The sequence below is a fragment of the Phocaeicola vulgatus ATCC 8482 genome, from assembly GCF_000012825.1.
GTDB classification, from domain to species: Bacteria; Bacteroidota; Bacteroidia; order Bacteroidales; family Bacteroidaceae; genus Phocaeicola; species Phocaeicola vulgatus.
This window is the reverse complement of sequence record NC_009614.1, coordinates 4,948,997-4,965,326: the sequence shown is the minus strand read 5'-3', so window position 1 is coordinate 4,965,326 and position 16,330 is coordinate 4,948,997. Positions and strand designations below refer to the sequence as shown.

Annotated in this window: 15 protein-coding genes and 1 pseudogene; all 16 read left to right on the top strand. The window is 35.5% G+C overall.

Features of this window, described 5'->3' with window-relative positions; all coding sequences use genetic code 11:
• Positions 1-5: 5 nt before the first annotated feature.
• The 16 genes and pseudogenes from BVU_RS20210 to BVU_RS20130 all read left to right on the top strand — a co-directional run bounded on the left by BVU_RS20210 (position 6) and on the right by BVU_RS20130 (position 15,993).
• Positions 6-1,535, top strand: a complete 1,530-nt coding sequence (locus tag BVU_RS20210) for an LPS biosynthesis protein (RefSeq protein ID WP_012055992.1) — start codon at positions 6-8, stop codon at positions 1,533-1,535.
• A 39-nt stretch (positions 1,536-1,574) separates the two neighbouring features.
• The gene (locus BVU_RS20205; RefSeq protein ID WP_100069360.1) at positions 1,575-2,861 is read left to right on the top strand and encodes a DegT/DnrJ/EryC1/StrS family aminotransferase; all 1,287 of its coding nucleotides are present in this window, start codon (positions 1,575-1,577) and stop codon (positions 2,859-2,861) included.
• Positions 2,851-3,951: a CDP-glucose 4,6-dehydratase gene (gene rfbG / locus BVU_RS20200; RefSeq protein ID WP_005847174.1), complete on the top strand. Its 1,101-nt coding sequence runs from the start codon at positions 2,851-2,853 to the stop codon at positions 3,949-3,951. The genes BVU_RS20205 and rfbG overlap by 11 nt, the downstream gene beginning before the upstream one ends.
• A gap of 9 nt (positions 3,952-3,960) precedes the next feature.
• Positions 3,961-4,437: a dTDP-4-dehydrorhamnose 3,5-epimerase family protein gene (locus tag BVU_RS20195; RefSeq protein ID WP_005847176.1), complete on the top strand. Its 477-nt coding sequence runs from the start codon at positions 3,961-3,963 to the stop codon at positions 4,435-4,437.
• Positions 4,434-5,234, top strand: a complete 801-nt coding sequence (rfbF, locus tag BVU_RS20190; protein WP_005847178.1) for a glucose-1-phosphate cytidylyltransferase — start codon at positions 4,434-4,436, stop codon at positions 5,232-5,234. Before BVU_RS20195 ends, rfbF begins: the two co-directional genes overlap by 4 nt.
• Positions 5,235-5,242: 8 nt before the next feature.
• The gene (locus BVU_RS20185; RefSeq protein ID WP_012055990.1) at positions 5,243-6,358 is read left to right on the top strand and encodes a DegT/DnrJ/EryC1/StrS family aminotransferase; all 1,116 of its coding nucleotides are present in this window, start codon (positions 5,243-5,245) and stop codon (positions 6,356-6,358) included.
• Positions 6,355-7,302, top strand: coding sequence for a glycosyltransferase family 2 protein (locus BVU_RS20180; RefSeq protein ID WP_005838964.1), 948 nt, complete (start codon positions 6,355-6,357; stop codon positions 7,300-7,302). Before BVU_RS20185 ends, BVU_RS20180 begins: the two co-directional genes overlap by 4 nt.
• 130 nt (positions 7,303-7,432) lie before the next feature.
• Complete coding sequence (locus tag BVU_RS22590; protein WP_012055989.1) at positions 7,433-7,795, top strand: hypothetical protein; 363 nt, start codon at positions 7,433-7,435, stop codon at positions 7,793-7,795.
• Positions 7,789-8,124 (top strand): IS66 family insertion sequence element accessory protein TnpB, encoded by a 336-nt coding sequence (gene tnpB, locus BVU_RS20170; RefSeq protein ID WP_005838966.1) that lies wholly within the window; start codon positions 7,789-7,791, stop codon positions 8,122-8,124. Before BVU_RS22590 ends, tnpB begins: the two co-directional genes overlap by 7 nt.
• 72 nt (positions 8,125-8,196) lie before the next feature.
• Positions 8,197-9,989, top strand: a pseudogene (locus tag BVU_RS22020) (IS66 family transposase).
• A 304-nt stretch (positions 9,990-10,293) separates the two neighbouring features.
• On the top strand, positions 10,294-11,511 hold the full coding sequence (locus BVU_RS20155; RefSeq protein WP_005838973.1) for a hypothetical protein: 1,218 nt from the start codon (positions 10,294-10,296) through the stop codon (positions 11,509-11,511).
• A 102-nt stretch (positions 11,512-11,613) separates the two neighbouring features.
• Complete coding sequence (locus BVU_RS20150; RefSeq protein WP_005838975.1) at positions 11,614-12,696, top strand: glycosyltransferase; 1,083 nt, start codon at positions 11,614-11,616, stop codon at positions 12,694-12,696.
• Positions 12,693-13,808 carry a glycosyltransferase gene (locus BVU_RS20145; RefSeq protein WP_005838977.1) on the top strand — a complete coding sequence of 372 codons (1,116 nt, stop codon included), beginning with the start codon at positions 12,693-12,695 and terminating at the stop codon, positions 13,806-13,808. Before BVU_RS20150 ends, BVU_RS20145 begins: the two co-directional genes overlap by 4 nt.
• Before the next feature lie 6 nt (positions 13,809-13,814).
• Positions 13,815-14,831: an NAD-dependent epimerase/dehydratase family protein gene (locus tag BVU_RS20140; protein WP_005838979.1), complete on the top strand. Its 1,017-nt coding sequence runs from the start codon at positions 13,815-13,817 to the stop codon at positions 14,829-14,831.
• A gap of 5 nt (positions 14,832-14,836) precedes the next feature.
• Positions 14,837-15,649 (top strand): YjbH domain-containing protein, encoded by an 813-nt coding sequence (locus BVU_RS20135; RefSeq protein WP_005838982.1) that lies wholly within the window; start codon positions 14,837-14,839, stop codon positions 15,647-15,649.
• Between the two features lie 20 nt (positions 15,650-15,669).
• Entirely contained in the window at positions 15,670-15,993 is a 324-nt protein-coding gene (locus BVU_RS20130) for a hypothetical protein (protein ID WP_012055988.1), read from the top strand.
• Positions 15,994-16,330 lie beyond the last annotated feature (337 nt).

The following is a 16,330-nucleotide window of genomic DNA, read 5'->3' as shown; positions in this document are numbered from 1 at the left end:
TACCTATGAGCATATCATATCGCGGAAAATATTTTAGGATTTACATTTGGCAAGGATTATCCATAATTTTAGGTTTTCTTTCGCTTTTTATTGTGATGCCTTCACTTTCTGGAAATAAAACACTCTTTGGTATTTACAGTGTTTGTACGTCTCTGACTATATTCTTTTCGTATGCTGATTTAGGTTTTATTTCATCGGGATTGAAATATGCAGCGGAATATTATATTCGTGGTGACCGAAAGAATGAAATTCGTACGATAGGTTTTACTGCATTTATTATGCTTAGCATGTTTATGCTGATAGCTTTGCTATTTGGAATAATCAGCATATTCCCTCAAATTCTCATGCCTGAATTGGAACCAGATAGTGAAAATTTTTATACGGCACGTTATTTGCTGATTCTGTTGTCTGTTTCCTGTCCGGTAATCATTGGCCAACGAATTCTTAATATGATTTATTCCATACGTGTAGAAGATTATAAATTACAGCGTATCTCTGCGGTAGGCAGTATTCTGAAGATTTTATCAGTTTTCTTTTTTTTTGGAAGTGAAAATTATTTGTTGGTACCTTATTTTGCATTCGTGCAGTTTATCAACCTATCCGTAGTATTGATGGCAGCTTTTCAGGTCCGAAAGTATCAATATTCATTTGTGGAATTTCTTAAAGCTATCCGTTTTGACCGTATTATCTTTGATAAAGAAAAGGGCTTGACGGGAGCTTCATTTATATCTATACTTTCTTGGGTGTTGTTCTATGAATTTGATCAAATCGCGATTTCAAATTTTGTTGGTCTGGAGGCAGTAGCAGTTTATGGCATAGCTTTTTCTGCATTGACCTTTGTACGAACCTTTGTGTCATTACTTTATTCACCTTATTCATCGCGATATAATCATTTGATTGGTGAAAATGACAGGGTAGGACTGATGAAATTTGTGAATCGGATGTTATTAATGCTCTCGCCAATGGTAGTTCTGCCCATTGTTGGATTGTCTATGCTGAGTGAACCATTTATTATAAGTTGGGTTGGATTCAATTATGAGGAATCCAGTTCTATTTTATCACTTTTGGTGTTTTGTTTCTTTCCTTGCTTTCTCTCAAACCCTAGTTCTTCTTATTTTATTGCAATTGAAAAAACTACTTTACTTAATAGGTTTAATATATTTCAACCTATACTATACTGGTTATTAATTTTTTTTACTGTTGGTAAATGGGGCGTATTTTCGTTCGCTATATCTAAAGGATTGATTCCTATATTTTTGGGTATTCTTTATTGGTATTCATTATACAGAGATTTTGCAAAGAATGCTGGTCAGATAGTTTCACTATTCCTAATTTTGAAAACTTTGTTTTTACCTTTAATTGTACTATTAGTATTAAGTACTCTTGTAAAGCCTTATATGGCTTATGAATATAATAAGATTTCCCTTTGTTATAATTTATTGGTTATGGGATTGATTGTTTTAATATCAATTCTAGTATCAGTGTGTTGTAATAGAGAAATGTATTCATTGGTGAAGTCAATTATTAGACGTTGAATAGAAAGGAATTATGGAAAACGAAACCATTTAGAGATTATGATAATATCAAAAATGAAAAAAATGTTTAGACTATTGTTTACGTCTGAAATCAGTAGCTTTATTTCTCCAAGTATTGATATATCAGAAAAACAGTCAGACTATGAAGCACTGATAGAGGCTCCTAATCTTGATTATGTTAATCGCTATGAAAAAGAACTAAGCCAATTTCTTGGAGGAGGGCATGTCGTGACTTTCGCATCAGGACGTATGTCATTCTATTCTTTATTAAAAAGCTGGGGAATAAGAGAAGGCGATGAAGTTGCTCTTACAGGATTTACTTGTGCTGTTATGGCTAATGCTGTTTTGCGAACTGGAGCAACTCCAATTTATGTGGATATCGACAAGGATACCTTAGGAATGTCTGCAGAATCTTTAGTGTCCAAAATTACGAATCGGACAAAAGTAGTTGTGGCTCAGCATTCTTTTGGAATTCCATGTAAGATTGATAAAATAAAGGAGATTGCTAAATCTCATAGTTGCTATTTAGTGGAAGATTGTGCGTTGACCTTTGGTTCAAAATATAAAAGTATTATAGTTGGCAATTATGGTGATGCTGCAATATTTTCAACAGATCATACCAAACCTCTTAATACACTTATAGGAGGCTTTGTTTATACTAATGATATAGACATAGCTACATCTATTCGGGCAATGCGTGATGATTGTGGGGATTTAAGTAACGAACATCAGCGAATGATCTTAAAGACTTATATTGATGAACACCGCATAGAAACTGTAAATCATAAAATATACATAATGCGGAACTATAAAAAGGCTTTGATGAATAAGCTACATATTCATAATGAAATATCTCCTTATTTGGAGTTGGAAACATCTGCCAAAATCGCAATAAACCCTTATTACAGTTATCCTGCTAAACTACCTTCTGTTTTGGCAAAGATTGGATTACATGTTCTTGAACAATATAAAGCTAATATTCATCAAAGGCAGAGTTGGCTTAAAGAAATTTTACAGGTTGTAGAAAAAAAAGAAGATATGCCTGCAGCTTATTATGATACTGGTTGTGACATTATTCCTTTGCGTATTGCTTATTCAACTCATTTCGCTCTTACTGTATTCTCATACATTGATGATTGGATTTGGTTTAAAACTCCGATTGTTGCAACAAAAGAAAATATATGTGACTTTGGATATCATTGGGGAGGATGCCCAGTTGCGGAAAAAATAGGAAAATCGATTATGAATCTACCGGTTATTATAGATTCAAAACAACAAAATATCTTTTTGCGGAATATAAAAAAAACATATAGTTATGGCATTTAGTAATATTTATAAGAATAAGAAGGTTATTATTACTGGTAATACTGGGTTTAAAGGGACTTGGCTGTCTACATGGCTTAAAATGATGGGAGCTGAGGTTTATGGATATTCGATTGGTGTGCCGACAACTCCATCGATGTTTGATACACTTCATCTTGAAGATAAGATATGTCAACACTATGGTGATATTAGAAACAAAAGGGAATTTAATGATTTTGTGCAGGAAGTGAAACCTGATTTTTTGATTCATCTTGCCGCACAAGCTTTGGTCTTGACAAGTTATCGCGAACCATTTGAAACAATGACTACTAACATTGTGGGTACAGCTGTTGTATGTGAAGCTGTCATGAACATTGATTGGAATTGTACTTGTGTTCTAATTACTTCTGATAAAGCGTATGATAATGTAGAGTGGATTTGGGGGTATCGTGAAACAGATGGTATTGGAGGTAAGGATATATATTCTGGATCTAAAGGTGCTGCCGAACTTGTCATTAAGAGTTATTGGCATTCATTTATCAAGAAAATGCCAAACATTAAGTTTGGTGTGGCTAGAGCTGGTAACGTTATCGGTGGCGGTGATTGGGCAAAAGATAGAATTATTGTAGATTGTGTGAAAGCTTTTTCAGAAGGAAAGACTGTAGAAATCAGAAGTCCAAAGGCGACTCGTCCTTGGCAACATGTTCTTGAGCCATTAAGTGGATATCTGACGTTGGCGCAATATTTATGTGAAGGCAAATGCGAAAATGGGGAATCTTACAACTTTGGTCCACGTGCAGAACAGACAAAAACCGTATTTGAACTGTTTCAAGATCTTGCTACTTTATGGGGATTGGATAAGAACAAAGCTGCAAAACTCACAGGCAATGTACCTTTTGAGGAAGCTACATTGCTTAAGCTGAACTGTGATAAGGCCTTGGCTTATTTACATTGGCATTCAACCTTGCATTATGACGAATGTGTGAATTTTATTGCTGAATGGTATCGTGCATTCTATGTAGAGCAGGCTAAGGATATGTTTGCTTTGACAGAAAAACAAATCAATGCATATATGGAAGCTGCAAAAAAACAGAATCTTGATTGGGCAAAATAATTGGAAATAATGGACAATATCACAATTGACGGAGTTTTGCTGACTCCCTTAAAACAGATAACTCATCCCAAAGGGGATGTATTTCATGCAATGAAATGTGTTGACCCTGGATTTGAAGGATTTGGTGAAGTTTATTTCTCAAGTGTTTTACAAGGTTTGGTAAAGGCATGGAAACGTCATTCTAGAATGACATTAAACCTAGTATGTATTGTAGGAAAGATACATTTCGTTTTATATGATGGGCGTGAGAACTCTTCTACATTTGGAAAGTACATGGAGGTGATATTGTCACCTGAATTACCTGAATTGTATCGAAGGATCACAATACCGGCTGGAGTATGGATGGGCTTCGTTGGAATAGGTGAAGGTAAAAGCATTCTTCTAAATGTAGCCAATATTCCTCATGATCCTCTAGAGCAGGTAAACATTCCAATAGAAGAGAGTGATATAAAGTTTGATTTCAACAAAATTAGCAGATCTATATGAAGGTAGTTCTTTTAGCAGGCGGTTTTGGCTCGCGTATTAGTGAAGAGAGCCAATTTAAGCCAAAGCCCATGATTGAAATTTGCGGTATGCCCATTCTTTGGCATATAATGAAGGAATATGCATATTATGGATATAATGAATTCATAATTTGTGCTGGATACAAACAGGAATATATTAAGGAATGGTTTGCAAACTATTTTCTTTACAATTCCGATGTTAGCTTCAACTTCCGTAACGGTAAGAATGAAATAACTGTACATCATTCAAATCTTGAACCTTGGAAAGTAACGATAGTTGATACAGGATATAACACATTGACCGGAGGCCGTATCAAACGTATAAAGGAATATGTTAACAATGAAACCTTTATGATGACATATGGTGATGGTGTGTGTGATGTTGACATCAATAAGCTTGTGGCATTTCATAAAAAGCATGGTAAAATAGCAACTCTTACTGCTGTTATTCAAGCACAAGACAAGGGGGTTTTAAATATTGATGAAAATAATTCCATTCGTTCATTTCGTGAGAAGAATATCAATGATGGTGTACCTATTAATGCCGGATATATGGTGTTGGAACCTAGAGTGTTCGATTATATAGAAGGAGATCAAACCATATTTGAAAAAGAACCATTGAATAAGTTGGCTACCGAAGGTGAACTAATGTCTTATACACATAAGGGGTTCTGGCAATGTATGGATAATATACGTGAAAAAAATCTATTGGAACAGTTGCTTATTGATGGAGTTGCTCCATGGAAAAAATGGGAAAGAGAAATACCGATAATAAAATGATGATGTTTATGAGAAATATTAGATTGTCCAAATCTTGCATTGGTAAGGAAGAAATAGATGCCGTAACAGACGTTCTTCATAGAGAGTATTTGGGTATGGGACAGGATGTACATAAATTTGAAGATGATTTAAAAGATTTCTTTGGGCGTGACGTGACACTTGTAAATACTGGTACGGCAGCTTTGCATCTTGCAGTACAAGGTGTAGGAATAAAAGATGGAGATGAAGTACTTGTACAGTCTCTTACATATGTGGCTTGTTTTCAAGCTATAAGAGCTACAGGTGGGATACCTGTGGCGTGCGATGTGGATGATGATACGCTTACTATCGATTTGGATGATGCCGAACGTAAACTGACTCCAAAAACGAAGGCTATAATGCCTGTACATTATGCTGGACAATGTGGTAATCTTGATGCTATATATGAATTTGCAAAAAAGCATAATCTACGAGTAATAGAAGATGCATCACATGCATTTGGCACTTATTATAAAGGTCGGTTAATAGGATCTTTTGGTGATGTGGTGTGTATAAGTATGGATGGTATCAAGAATATAACATCTGGTGAAGGAGGGATGATAATTACTGAGGACCTTGATGTACAGAAAATAATTAAGGATGCTCGCCTTTTGAGTGTACAGAATGATACCGATAGTAGATTCAAGGGTACAAGAACATGGGTGTTTGATGTCAATCAACCGGGGTGGCGTTATCATATGAGTAATATCATGGCCGCAATAGGTTATACTCAGCTGAAGAAATTTCCTAAGTTTAAAGAAATACGTCAAAGGCTGGCAAAAATTTATCAGCAAGAACTTGATAATGTAAAGGGAATAAAAATTATACCCTGTAATTATAATGAAGTGGTTCCTCATATCTTTGTTATTAGAATAACTTGTGGCAAGAGGGATATTGTGAAACAATGTTTGAATGACAATGGGGTGGCAACAGGCATACATTATCGCCCCAACCATTTGCTTACATTGTTTACAGGTAATCAAAATAATACGACTCTTAAGCATACGGACGAGATTTACGAACAACTCATCACTCTTCCATTACATGCCGATATGGTAGAGGATGACGTATATTATATTTGTGGACTAATTAAAAAGAGTATATGATGGAGGATAAACCTCTAGTAAGTATAATTGTTAATTGCTATAATGGTGAAAAGTATCTTAGGGAAACAATAGATAGTATATTGAACCAAACATATCATAATTATGAAGTGATATTTTGGGATAACCAGTCTACTGATTCGACAGCATCAATAATTAAGTCGTATAAAAATGAACGGTTTAATTTCTATTATGCTCCAAAACATACAACTTTAGGAGAAGCTAGAAATTTAGCTTTAGATAAGATAAAAGGGCAGTTTCTTACATTTCTTGATAGTGATGATGTTTGGGAGCGTGATTTTTTGGAAAGAGCTGTAGGTGTCTTATCTATTTATAAAAATAAATTTTCATTTTATTATAGTAATTATTATTCTTGGATTGATGGTGAAGAACTTGTTGAATATAACACGGAAAAGAACTCAGGAAACCGTACTTTTAAAGACTTATTGTCAAAGTACATGGTTGGTATGTCTGCTGCTGTCATTAATGTGAACAGCATGAAAATTGATGATATAAAGTTTGATTTTAAATATCAGTTGGTAGAGGATTATGATTTTTTTTTGAGATTGATATATAAGAACGATGCATATTATGATGCTCGTCCGTTGATGAAATATCGGATGCATTCAGACTCTTTGACGGTGACACAGAAGGCAGGATGGGGAAAAGAATTTATGTGTTTATATACAGATTTAATATATAATTTGTTGAGTGTGGACGAAATCCAACAATATTCTGAAGAATTGAAATGGCTTAAAGTTAGGAGTGTTAATGCAGATGTCGAATATTTAATTTTACATGGGAAGAAATTAGCTGTTTTACGTATGATTATTCAAAATTTGCGATTATCGTTCAAATTATTAATTCACTTTGCATATGTTGTTTTACCGTTTTCTTTATATCGAAGATTTATATATATATTTAGAAAAAAAAGATATCATTATTAGTCTATTTAGCTTTGACTTTTTTCTTTCTACCTTTATATAACGCTTGTTAAGTAATCAAGATTGTAAGCCGTTAAAAAATGGATATTGATTGAAACCTCTATCTTCGCTGCGAACAAAAAAATTAGGATTTATGTATAGCAGTGAAGATCTTGAAAGGTTTTACTTTCAATACCAGACCGAGGCTTTGCCTCATGGAGAATCCCTCCAATCATTTTGTGTTAAGCACAAAGTTCCTTATAACATCTTTCAGAAATGGTTAAAGGATATCCGGAAAAAAATAGTTGAAGTCCAGATTAATGGTGTTCCTGAAATAGGTCATGAGGAAAAATCCAAGACTAGTGATCAATCTCACCCTATATTACAGAGTAAAAATGATACCCCTGTTCGTATTTGGGTTGACATTCGTATAAGCAATGGCTTATATTTGTCCCAAAAGAATTTAAGCTATCCGGATTGGGTTCGGATGGTAGAGAAGCTGGAGGGGTTATGTTGAGTGTTACCGGTTTCAATCATTTTTATTGTATCCGTGATTTTACCGATATGCGTTGTAAACACAGCCGTGTGTTGTCTGTCATTCGTGAACGGCTTCACCGTGAGCCCAATGATGGAGACGTCTTTATAGTCATGTCTCGAAATCGCAGAATAGTCCGTATGTTTTCATTTGATAATCGTTCATATAGTCTGTTCGAAAAGAAGTTTGTTGCAGGTTATCAGTTCATGAAAGTGGAGCGGAACGGGGCAGATACTGTTTATCGGATTGACTGGAAAGACGTGGCTTTGATCCTTGAAATCCCGATAACTAAAATGTTAAAAATCAGATGATTAAATTAAATATACACTTGTGGTTTTATGATTATTTTACTGCCTTTTGTGCTGTAAATAAAAGGTTTAAGTATGATCGAACTGCAAGATATAGTTAAAACAAAAAGAGAGTTGTTGGGTAGGGCAACCTACTCACGCAACCCTATAATTATAGTGCAGGTATGGCAGAGGATCAGAAAGAGCGGTACATACAATACCTTGCCGAACAGAATCAGGATTTAAGGTTGACAAGTGATGCCATGAAGCTTGTTTTGGAGGATTTTATGGCTCAGATGAAGGATCTGAAGGCTCAGGTGTCCTCTATGGAATCGAAACATGCTGACCTTGAGAATCGGTTGTCAGAAGAGCATAAACTTCGCAAATCAGCTGAACGTAAGATTAAATCACTTCAGGAAAGACTTGATTATGCCCATCAGGAACGTTTTGGTGATCGACGTCAAAAGATCAAATCTAAAGCTAAGACAGGTGATTCAGACCGTAACAAGGAGAAGGATGATTATGATGGAACCGATGATACGCTTCGCACGGATTCGGTTGATCATGTCCAATCACCGGGGGTTAAAGAGCCTTCCGGGAAAGAACGTGATTTGTCCAATCGTCCTGACGGTTATAAAACGATGGGAGTAGCCGGAGAGGCGACAGAGCATCCTTCTGATTTGACAAAGGCTCCCGGTCGCCTCATTGAAAGAAGAATGGTACGGGTGTTCAGTTTCCGTACTTTCCTTGCGGAAGAATGTTTTGAGATGGTTCATTATGCAGAGCTTGGTAAAAAGCCCAGGTGGGGTTATTTCCCTTCTGAAGGCCATCCTGAGGTGATGACTAGATTCGAGGGTACTAAAGCCACTCCTGAATTTCTGTAGGCTATTGCCTACGAAGTTTATGTAAAGAATGTGACTTTTGGTCTTCTTCACCGATGGCTGACAGATATGGGCATGACCATTTCTAAAAATACGTTGCGCAACTGGCTTACGAAGGACAAGACATACCTGGACGAACTGGTCTGTGTATTGAAGTCTATAGCTTTGGAAAAAGACTCGATAGTGAACTGCGATGAGACCTGGTGTAAAGTGCGTAAATATGATCACTATAAGAAGTGCTACATTGGGGTTCTAGTCAACAAGGCTCGGAAAACAGCCATTTTCTTCTATGAGAATGGCTCGTGTGGTCGTGATGTACTTACAGACTTTTTGGGCGATGCAGAATTGAAGAGTATTATGTCCGACGGATACAATGCTTATGTATTTATCGGCAATGAGCTGAAATTAGGCCGGTTTAAAGATACTGTACACCAAGTTTGTATGTCTCATGCCAAAAACAAGTTTGTCAAGGCTTCCAATCAGGGTGGTGAACCGACTGCAGAACGCTTTTCCGAAATTTTAAAGGAGTTCTTTATGAGGGATCGTGAATACGATGATGCCGGATTAACTCCAAAAGAAAGGTTTCAAGAAAGGCAAAGCTTGGAAACTAAGGAACTCCTGATAGAGCTGCGTAGTTTGTTAGATAGTGAACAGTCAAAGGATTCAGAATTTAGAAGCCGGTATTATAAAGAAGCTCTCAATTATCTGAACCGGTTCAGGAAAGAGATCTTTGCTTACTTGGATGATGGTGAATTACCGATAGACAACAACCTGGCTGAGCGAACCATTCGAAAGCTGACCACTCAACGCAACAATTCACTTCATTATGGTAGTGATGCCGGTGCAGAGATGGCAGCAACTTATCACAGTGTGATAGGAACGGTAAAGCTTCTTGGCAGTTCTATCTGGAACTTCATCGGAACTTTTTTCAAAAATATCTTTAACGGATGCAGGGATTATGTTAACATGGTTCCTGACAAAATCACTTTGGCTACCAGCCAATGTTAAATTCAAGACTAATTAATTAACAAAACTCGGTTTAGGGCACTGAAAAGTGCCCTTTCGAAGGGGGATGCCCTAAATTGAGTGCTTACAACAAGTCATAAAAATCAGTATCCTTTTTGATGTTGTTTGTTAGGAAATCGCCTTGTGGCAAGTTTCTTTGAGCTATATGTCAAAATTGAATGCTAATTTTTTAAGGTCACATTGAAAGCATATTTTAAATCTTTTCTATTTTGACAATTTTATTTGTGTGTGAAGTAGTATATTGTATATACAATTTATTAAATGTTGTTTTTTGTGAATAAGCATTATGATACTTAATATAAAATCTTATCTACTTAAGATTGATATATATTCCATTTTAGTATTGTTGATCTTTTTAGCAGCTCCATTAAGGTTTTATGTATCAACATCTATAATACTTGAGATTGTGACATTTGGACTGGTAGTATGGGGATTTGCAAAACATAAATTTACTAAAAAAATTTGGTCTCCAACTGCAAGCAAATTTGTTGTATACTTCTTTATTTATTTTATAATATCAAGCTTTATAAGTTACAACGGTTTTGATGAGGCTGGGTTTGCTAATGAGAATTATAGATTTTTCCTTTTCTTGATAATGTTGGCTGTAATGGCATCATTACCTTTGGATTTTGATAAATTATCAAAACTTTGTCTTTGGTGTTGCAAGATGCATATATTATTCACCTTATACGAATTTACTTATATAAATTTGTTGGCTTTAGGTGATTATGATGGAATTTTTTTAGTGGGTAAGGCAATGGCATCTTATGATGTTGATTCTCAATATTTGAGAGAATCGGACAATCTTGGTTTAATGGCAATTAGGCCTTTTGGCTTGATGTTACAGCCTCAAAAGAGTGGTTTCGTTTTTTGTGTCGGAATCATCCTTCAGTACATTAGAAATAGACTTTCTCATAGTCATTTCACTAATTTATGGTACATTCTTTTTGTTGTAGCAATTTTTCTTACTGGTGCCAAGACAGCACTATTATGTGCGTTGGTTTTGTTGATTGCAATAAAATTGAATATATACTTGGGGCAGAAAATGACAAGAAAAAGATTGGGGATATATCATGTTATTATATTCGTATTGATAGTCTATAGTTTATTTATTGGGATTGATATCCAAAATATCGCTTTAATAAGCTCTAACTCAGCTAGGAATGATGTCTTAAATGATAATTTGTGTTTTTTAAACTATGATATTCCTAATATACTATTAGGAATTGGAATTCCTTATCAAAAATCATTATTAATACATGGCTATATCTGTGAATGTTTTGAAGCTCGTTTGTTGGCACAAGTGGGAATTGTGAATTTTATTTTACTTCTATGGTTTCTTAAATCTTTTTATAAAACTTATGATAAGAGATTGAATTTTATGTTGTTGATTACTCTGTTTTTTATGTGTCTACATTACTGCGTTATTAATGCCTATTTTATATCGTTCTGTATGATTGTAATATACTGTTATGCAAAGCAATATAAGATATATACGATGTAACTATTTAAAATTATGTTCTAATATAGCATGATGCTATAATATAAATATCACCCTCTTTATTTGTTAAAATATAAGCTTAAAATCCTATTATCGAAAGAGTATATGAGGCGAATTATAATTATAGAGAATTCCGGTAAGGTAAATTTTGGTGGAGGCCAAAAAATAACTTTGCAAGTAGCTGAGATTTTGAGTAAAACTTGTGAACTTGTATTTGTAGATTTTGCAAAAGGCACTCGTTTTGAACAGATGATTAATGAAAAGTTTCCGGATTCTTCTAAAGTATTGCTAAAAGGTCGAAGTTTCTTTTTCCCTTTTAAATATTTGAATTGGTTATTAGATTTGGTGGTGTTGACGTGTCTCTTTCCTGGAAATTTAAGAAAGATTAAATATTATGTTACTAAGAAAACATTGATTTATGTTACAACAAAGAAAGGATTACTGTATGCATATATGATGAAAGTAATGTATGGTGTCCCATTCATATATCATGCTCATTTAGTTGAAAATACAAAATCAATATTTTATTTTTTATATAGATCTTGTTTGAAAAAAGCTGAGATGTCTTTATGTGTTTCAAAAGCAGTATATGATACCATTAAATTACCGAATAAAATTTTGCTGTACAACCCTAATATTAATGATAAAGGTTTTAAAGGTCGTAAAAATAAAGACAAATTTGTAGTGGCAGCGATGGGAAGTCTTATCAAGATAAAAGGATTTGAATATTATATTAAGGCTGCTGATAAAGTTTCGGAAAAACTTCCTGTTGAATTTAGATTATATGGTGAAGGACCTCTACATGATACTTTGGAAACATTATCAAATGGTAAAGTGAAATTTATGGGATTTAGCGAAAATATAATGAATGAACTGTATGAATCTATTGATATTGTAGTTGTGCCGACTATTATTCCTGAAGCTTTGCCATTAGTGCTTGTTGAAGCTAAGAGTGTAGGACTACCTGCAATAGTAACTAATCTTGGTGGTCAAGCAGAAATTATAAGGAATGGTATTGACGGGTTCCTTGTTCCTGTTGGAGATTCTTTAAGCATAAAGCAATATATTGAAATGATGGTTAAGGATAGAGTTTTATATAATAAGCTGGCGGAAGAATCTTATCAGAGTGTTTCTCTTTTTGATTACGATTTATTTAAATCTACTATTTTGAAAATCTTTATTGTATGAAAGTAGCGATTATTCAAGAATGGTTAGTAACCGTTGGAGGTTCCGACAAAGTAGTCAAAGCTATAGCTGATGTGTTTCCAAATGCAGATATATTTACGTTAGTAGCCAAGAAAGAAGTCTGTGATGAATTAGGAATTGATTGGAAAAAAGTACATACATCTTTTATTCAAAAGATGCCTTTGGGGACAAAGAAGCATCGGGCTTATCTTCCATTGTTTCCTTTTGCAATAGAACAATTTGATTTGCGGGGATATGATGTGATTATATCTTCAAGTCACGCGGTGGCAAAAGGAGTACTGACAAAAGCCGACCAGTTACATATTTGTTATTGTCATTCTCCAGTTCGTTATGTATGGGATATGTATAACGAATATTTGGAAGAAGCAAATTTGGCTGAAGGATTCAAGAGCTGGCTTGTAAGGTATATGCTACACAATATCAGGAAGTGGGATATGCTTTCCAGCTTTCGTGTGGATTATTTTATCAGTAATTCAGATTATGTGGGAAGGCGCATCAAAGAAACTTATCGCAGGAACTCTGTGACGATTCACCCTAATATTGATATTTCTAACTTTGAATATTGCAATGATAAACAGAATTACTATTTAGCGAGTAGCAGACTTGTAGCATATAAGAAGATAGACATCATCATTGAAGCCTTCAATAGGATGCCCGATAAGAAATTGATCGTGATTGGAGGAGGACCGAATTTGAAGAATTATAAAGAATTGGCCAATGAAAATATTACAGTGATGGGTTATCAACCTTTTAATTTGCTGAAAGAGAAGATGCAACATGCCAAAGCTTTTATTTTTGCAGCAGATGAAGATTTCGGTATGATTCCTATAGAGGCTGAAGCCTGTGGTACTCCTGTGATAGCTTATGGACATGGAGGTTCATTGGAAACGGTCTGTGATGGAAAAACCGGAATGTTTTTTTATGAGCAGACGGCCGATGCCATAGTAAATGCAGTGAAAGAGTTTGAAACGATGGGGAGTGCTCCTTTCAAATATGAGGATTGCCGTAGTTGGGCAGAAAGATTTTCAGAGGAACGGTTTAAAAGGGAAATAAAAGAATTTGTAGAGGAGAAATATAAAGAATTTAATAAATAATTGAGTATGAACTATTTTATAACAGGTGGGACTGGCTTTATAGGTACTCACCTGACCAACCTTCTCCAAGAATTGCACCCTGAATGTAATGTATATAATCTTGATATAGTAGAGCCGGGTACACCGTTGCCTAGTGTGGAGGATTATAAGCCTGCATTGCGCAAGGGGCAAAAATTGGCTTCAACATTCATTCGCTGTGATGTTCGCAAGCCTATTGTGCTTGAAGGGGTAAATGTTACGGCTGATGATGTTATCTTTAATTTTGCTGCCGTACATCGTACTCCGGGACATCCTGATTATGCCTACTTTGAAACAAATGTTCTTGGTGCAGAGAATGTGACGGCTTTTGCGGAAAAGTATGGAATAAAGAAAATTGTATTCACTTCCTCCATTGCTCCATATGGTGCAGCGGAAGAATTGAAGGAAGAAACTACAGTTCCTACTCCTAATACTCCTTATGGAATATCAAAATTGGTTGCTGAAAAGATTCACATGATTTGGCAAGCTAGGAATCAGGCAGAAAGACAATTGACGATCGTTCGTCCGGGTGTGGTATTCGGTAAAGGGGAAAATGGAAACTTCACTCGTCTTTATTGGGGAATACGTGGCGGAAAATTTATATATCCCGGAAGAAAGGATACTGTAAAGGCATGTATTTATGTGAAGGAGTTAGTCCGTTTTATGCTATATAGATTGGAACATCATGAACAGGGAGTGGAATTATATAACTGCACTTTTGAGCCGGCTTATACTATTGAACAGATAGTGGAAACAATGAAGAAAGTGACAGATTTGAAAAAGGTGGTACCATTGATACCCGCATGGGTGCTGATGCCGGTTGCCACAGTAATTGGTTGTTTGGGCGCACCCATGGGAATTTGTCCTGCCCGTGTGAAAAAACTGATGATATCTACGAATATTTGTGGGAAAAAGCTTTCAGCTTCAGGATACAAATTCCATTATTCTTTTGAGGAAGCGATAGCTGATTGGTATAAAGATAATGACAATCTTTATCTGAAATAAATTAAATGAGAAAAATACTTCTTATTCTTGTCGGGACATTAGTCTATATGAGTTTATACGCCCAGTTTACAACAGGAACAACAGGACTCCTCAATATGCCTACAGCCGAAATGCAGCGTGACAAAACATTTATGTTTGGTGGTGGATTTTTGGAAAAACATGCCACACCAGCACGATGGACATACAATACTTTGAACTACTATATCAATATCACTCTTTTTCCATGGCTGGAGGTAGCTTACGATTGTACACTTCATAAGGCTATGAAATGCGATCCTGTTTATGGGTGTGGATTCTGGGTTCCGTCCACGTATGGCAAGTTCGTAAATCAGGATAGAAACTTTTCTGTTCGCTTACGTTTATTGAAAGAGGGACAATGGTGGAAATATATGCCGGCAATTGTTATTGGTTCCAATGATGTTACGACACGCCCCGGTGATGACAGTAGTACAAACTTTTCAAATCCGAAGGGGACAGGTAATGGATTTTGGAACCGCTATTTCATTGTCGCAACTAAACATTTGGCATTTAAGAATATGGGAGAGCTAGGTGTTCATTTAGCATATGTTTATAACAGGCGGAAGGACTATCCGTTAAATGGTCCCGCTATCGGTGCCAATTTCCGATTCTCTCTGTCCCCGATTTCCTTTATCAACAAAGCGGTAAATAACTTGAATCTGATGGCAGAATATGATAGCAAATCGATAAATTGTGGTTTTGAGTACAGCTTCTGGAAAGACTACATCAACGCCGTAGTAGAGTTGAACCGCTATAAATATTTTTCCGGCGGTTTGGTCTTCAAACTTCATTTGAAATAACTTTTTGAAAAAAAATACCCATGTCGATTCTATTTCAACAAGACTTTGATAACATACATGTTTCATTTTATCGCAACATGAAGTCTCATGTTGTAGAAAAGATGATCATAAGTCGGGTGATGAGAGGCATTTGCAGTGATTATTATAAGGATGTGGTACATGGTTTATTAAACCGTCAGGAAAATACAGTTTTTCCTAATATCTATCGTGATGTTATTAAGAATGAAATAAAGGAAGAATGGAAATTGCCTGAAGAACTTGTGGAGCAATTGGCTAAAAGCCGTTTTGAACAGCGGGAAAGTATATTATTCAATTATGTATTGTTTGCTTTGTGGAGGATTTAATAGGTCTTTTATGAAGCATATCCGTTGTTTGGGATATGCTTCTATTGTGAGATACAGTTAAAAGAGGATTGTGAGAGATTAAAAAAAAATCCTTTGTTCAAACTTTCTTTTTCTAAGTTGGTAGAAAGATAGATGGATTGAAATAGTCAGAAAGGAAAACTACCTTATATATAGATGGCCACGGTACCTCCAAATATTGTTTTCTGAACCATCCCCATCGTTTCGGCAAGTCGTTGCTGACCTCCTGCTGCATAGCTATTTAGCCGGGAAAAAAGACCTTTTTAAAGGACTTGCCATTGAAAAAACTACGGAATACTTGGTGCTGCGCTTTATCCCA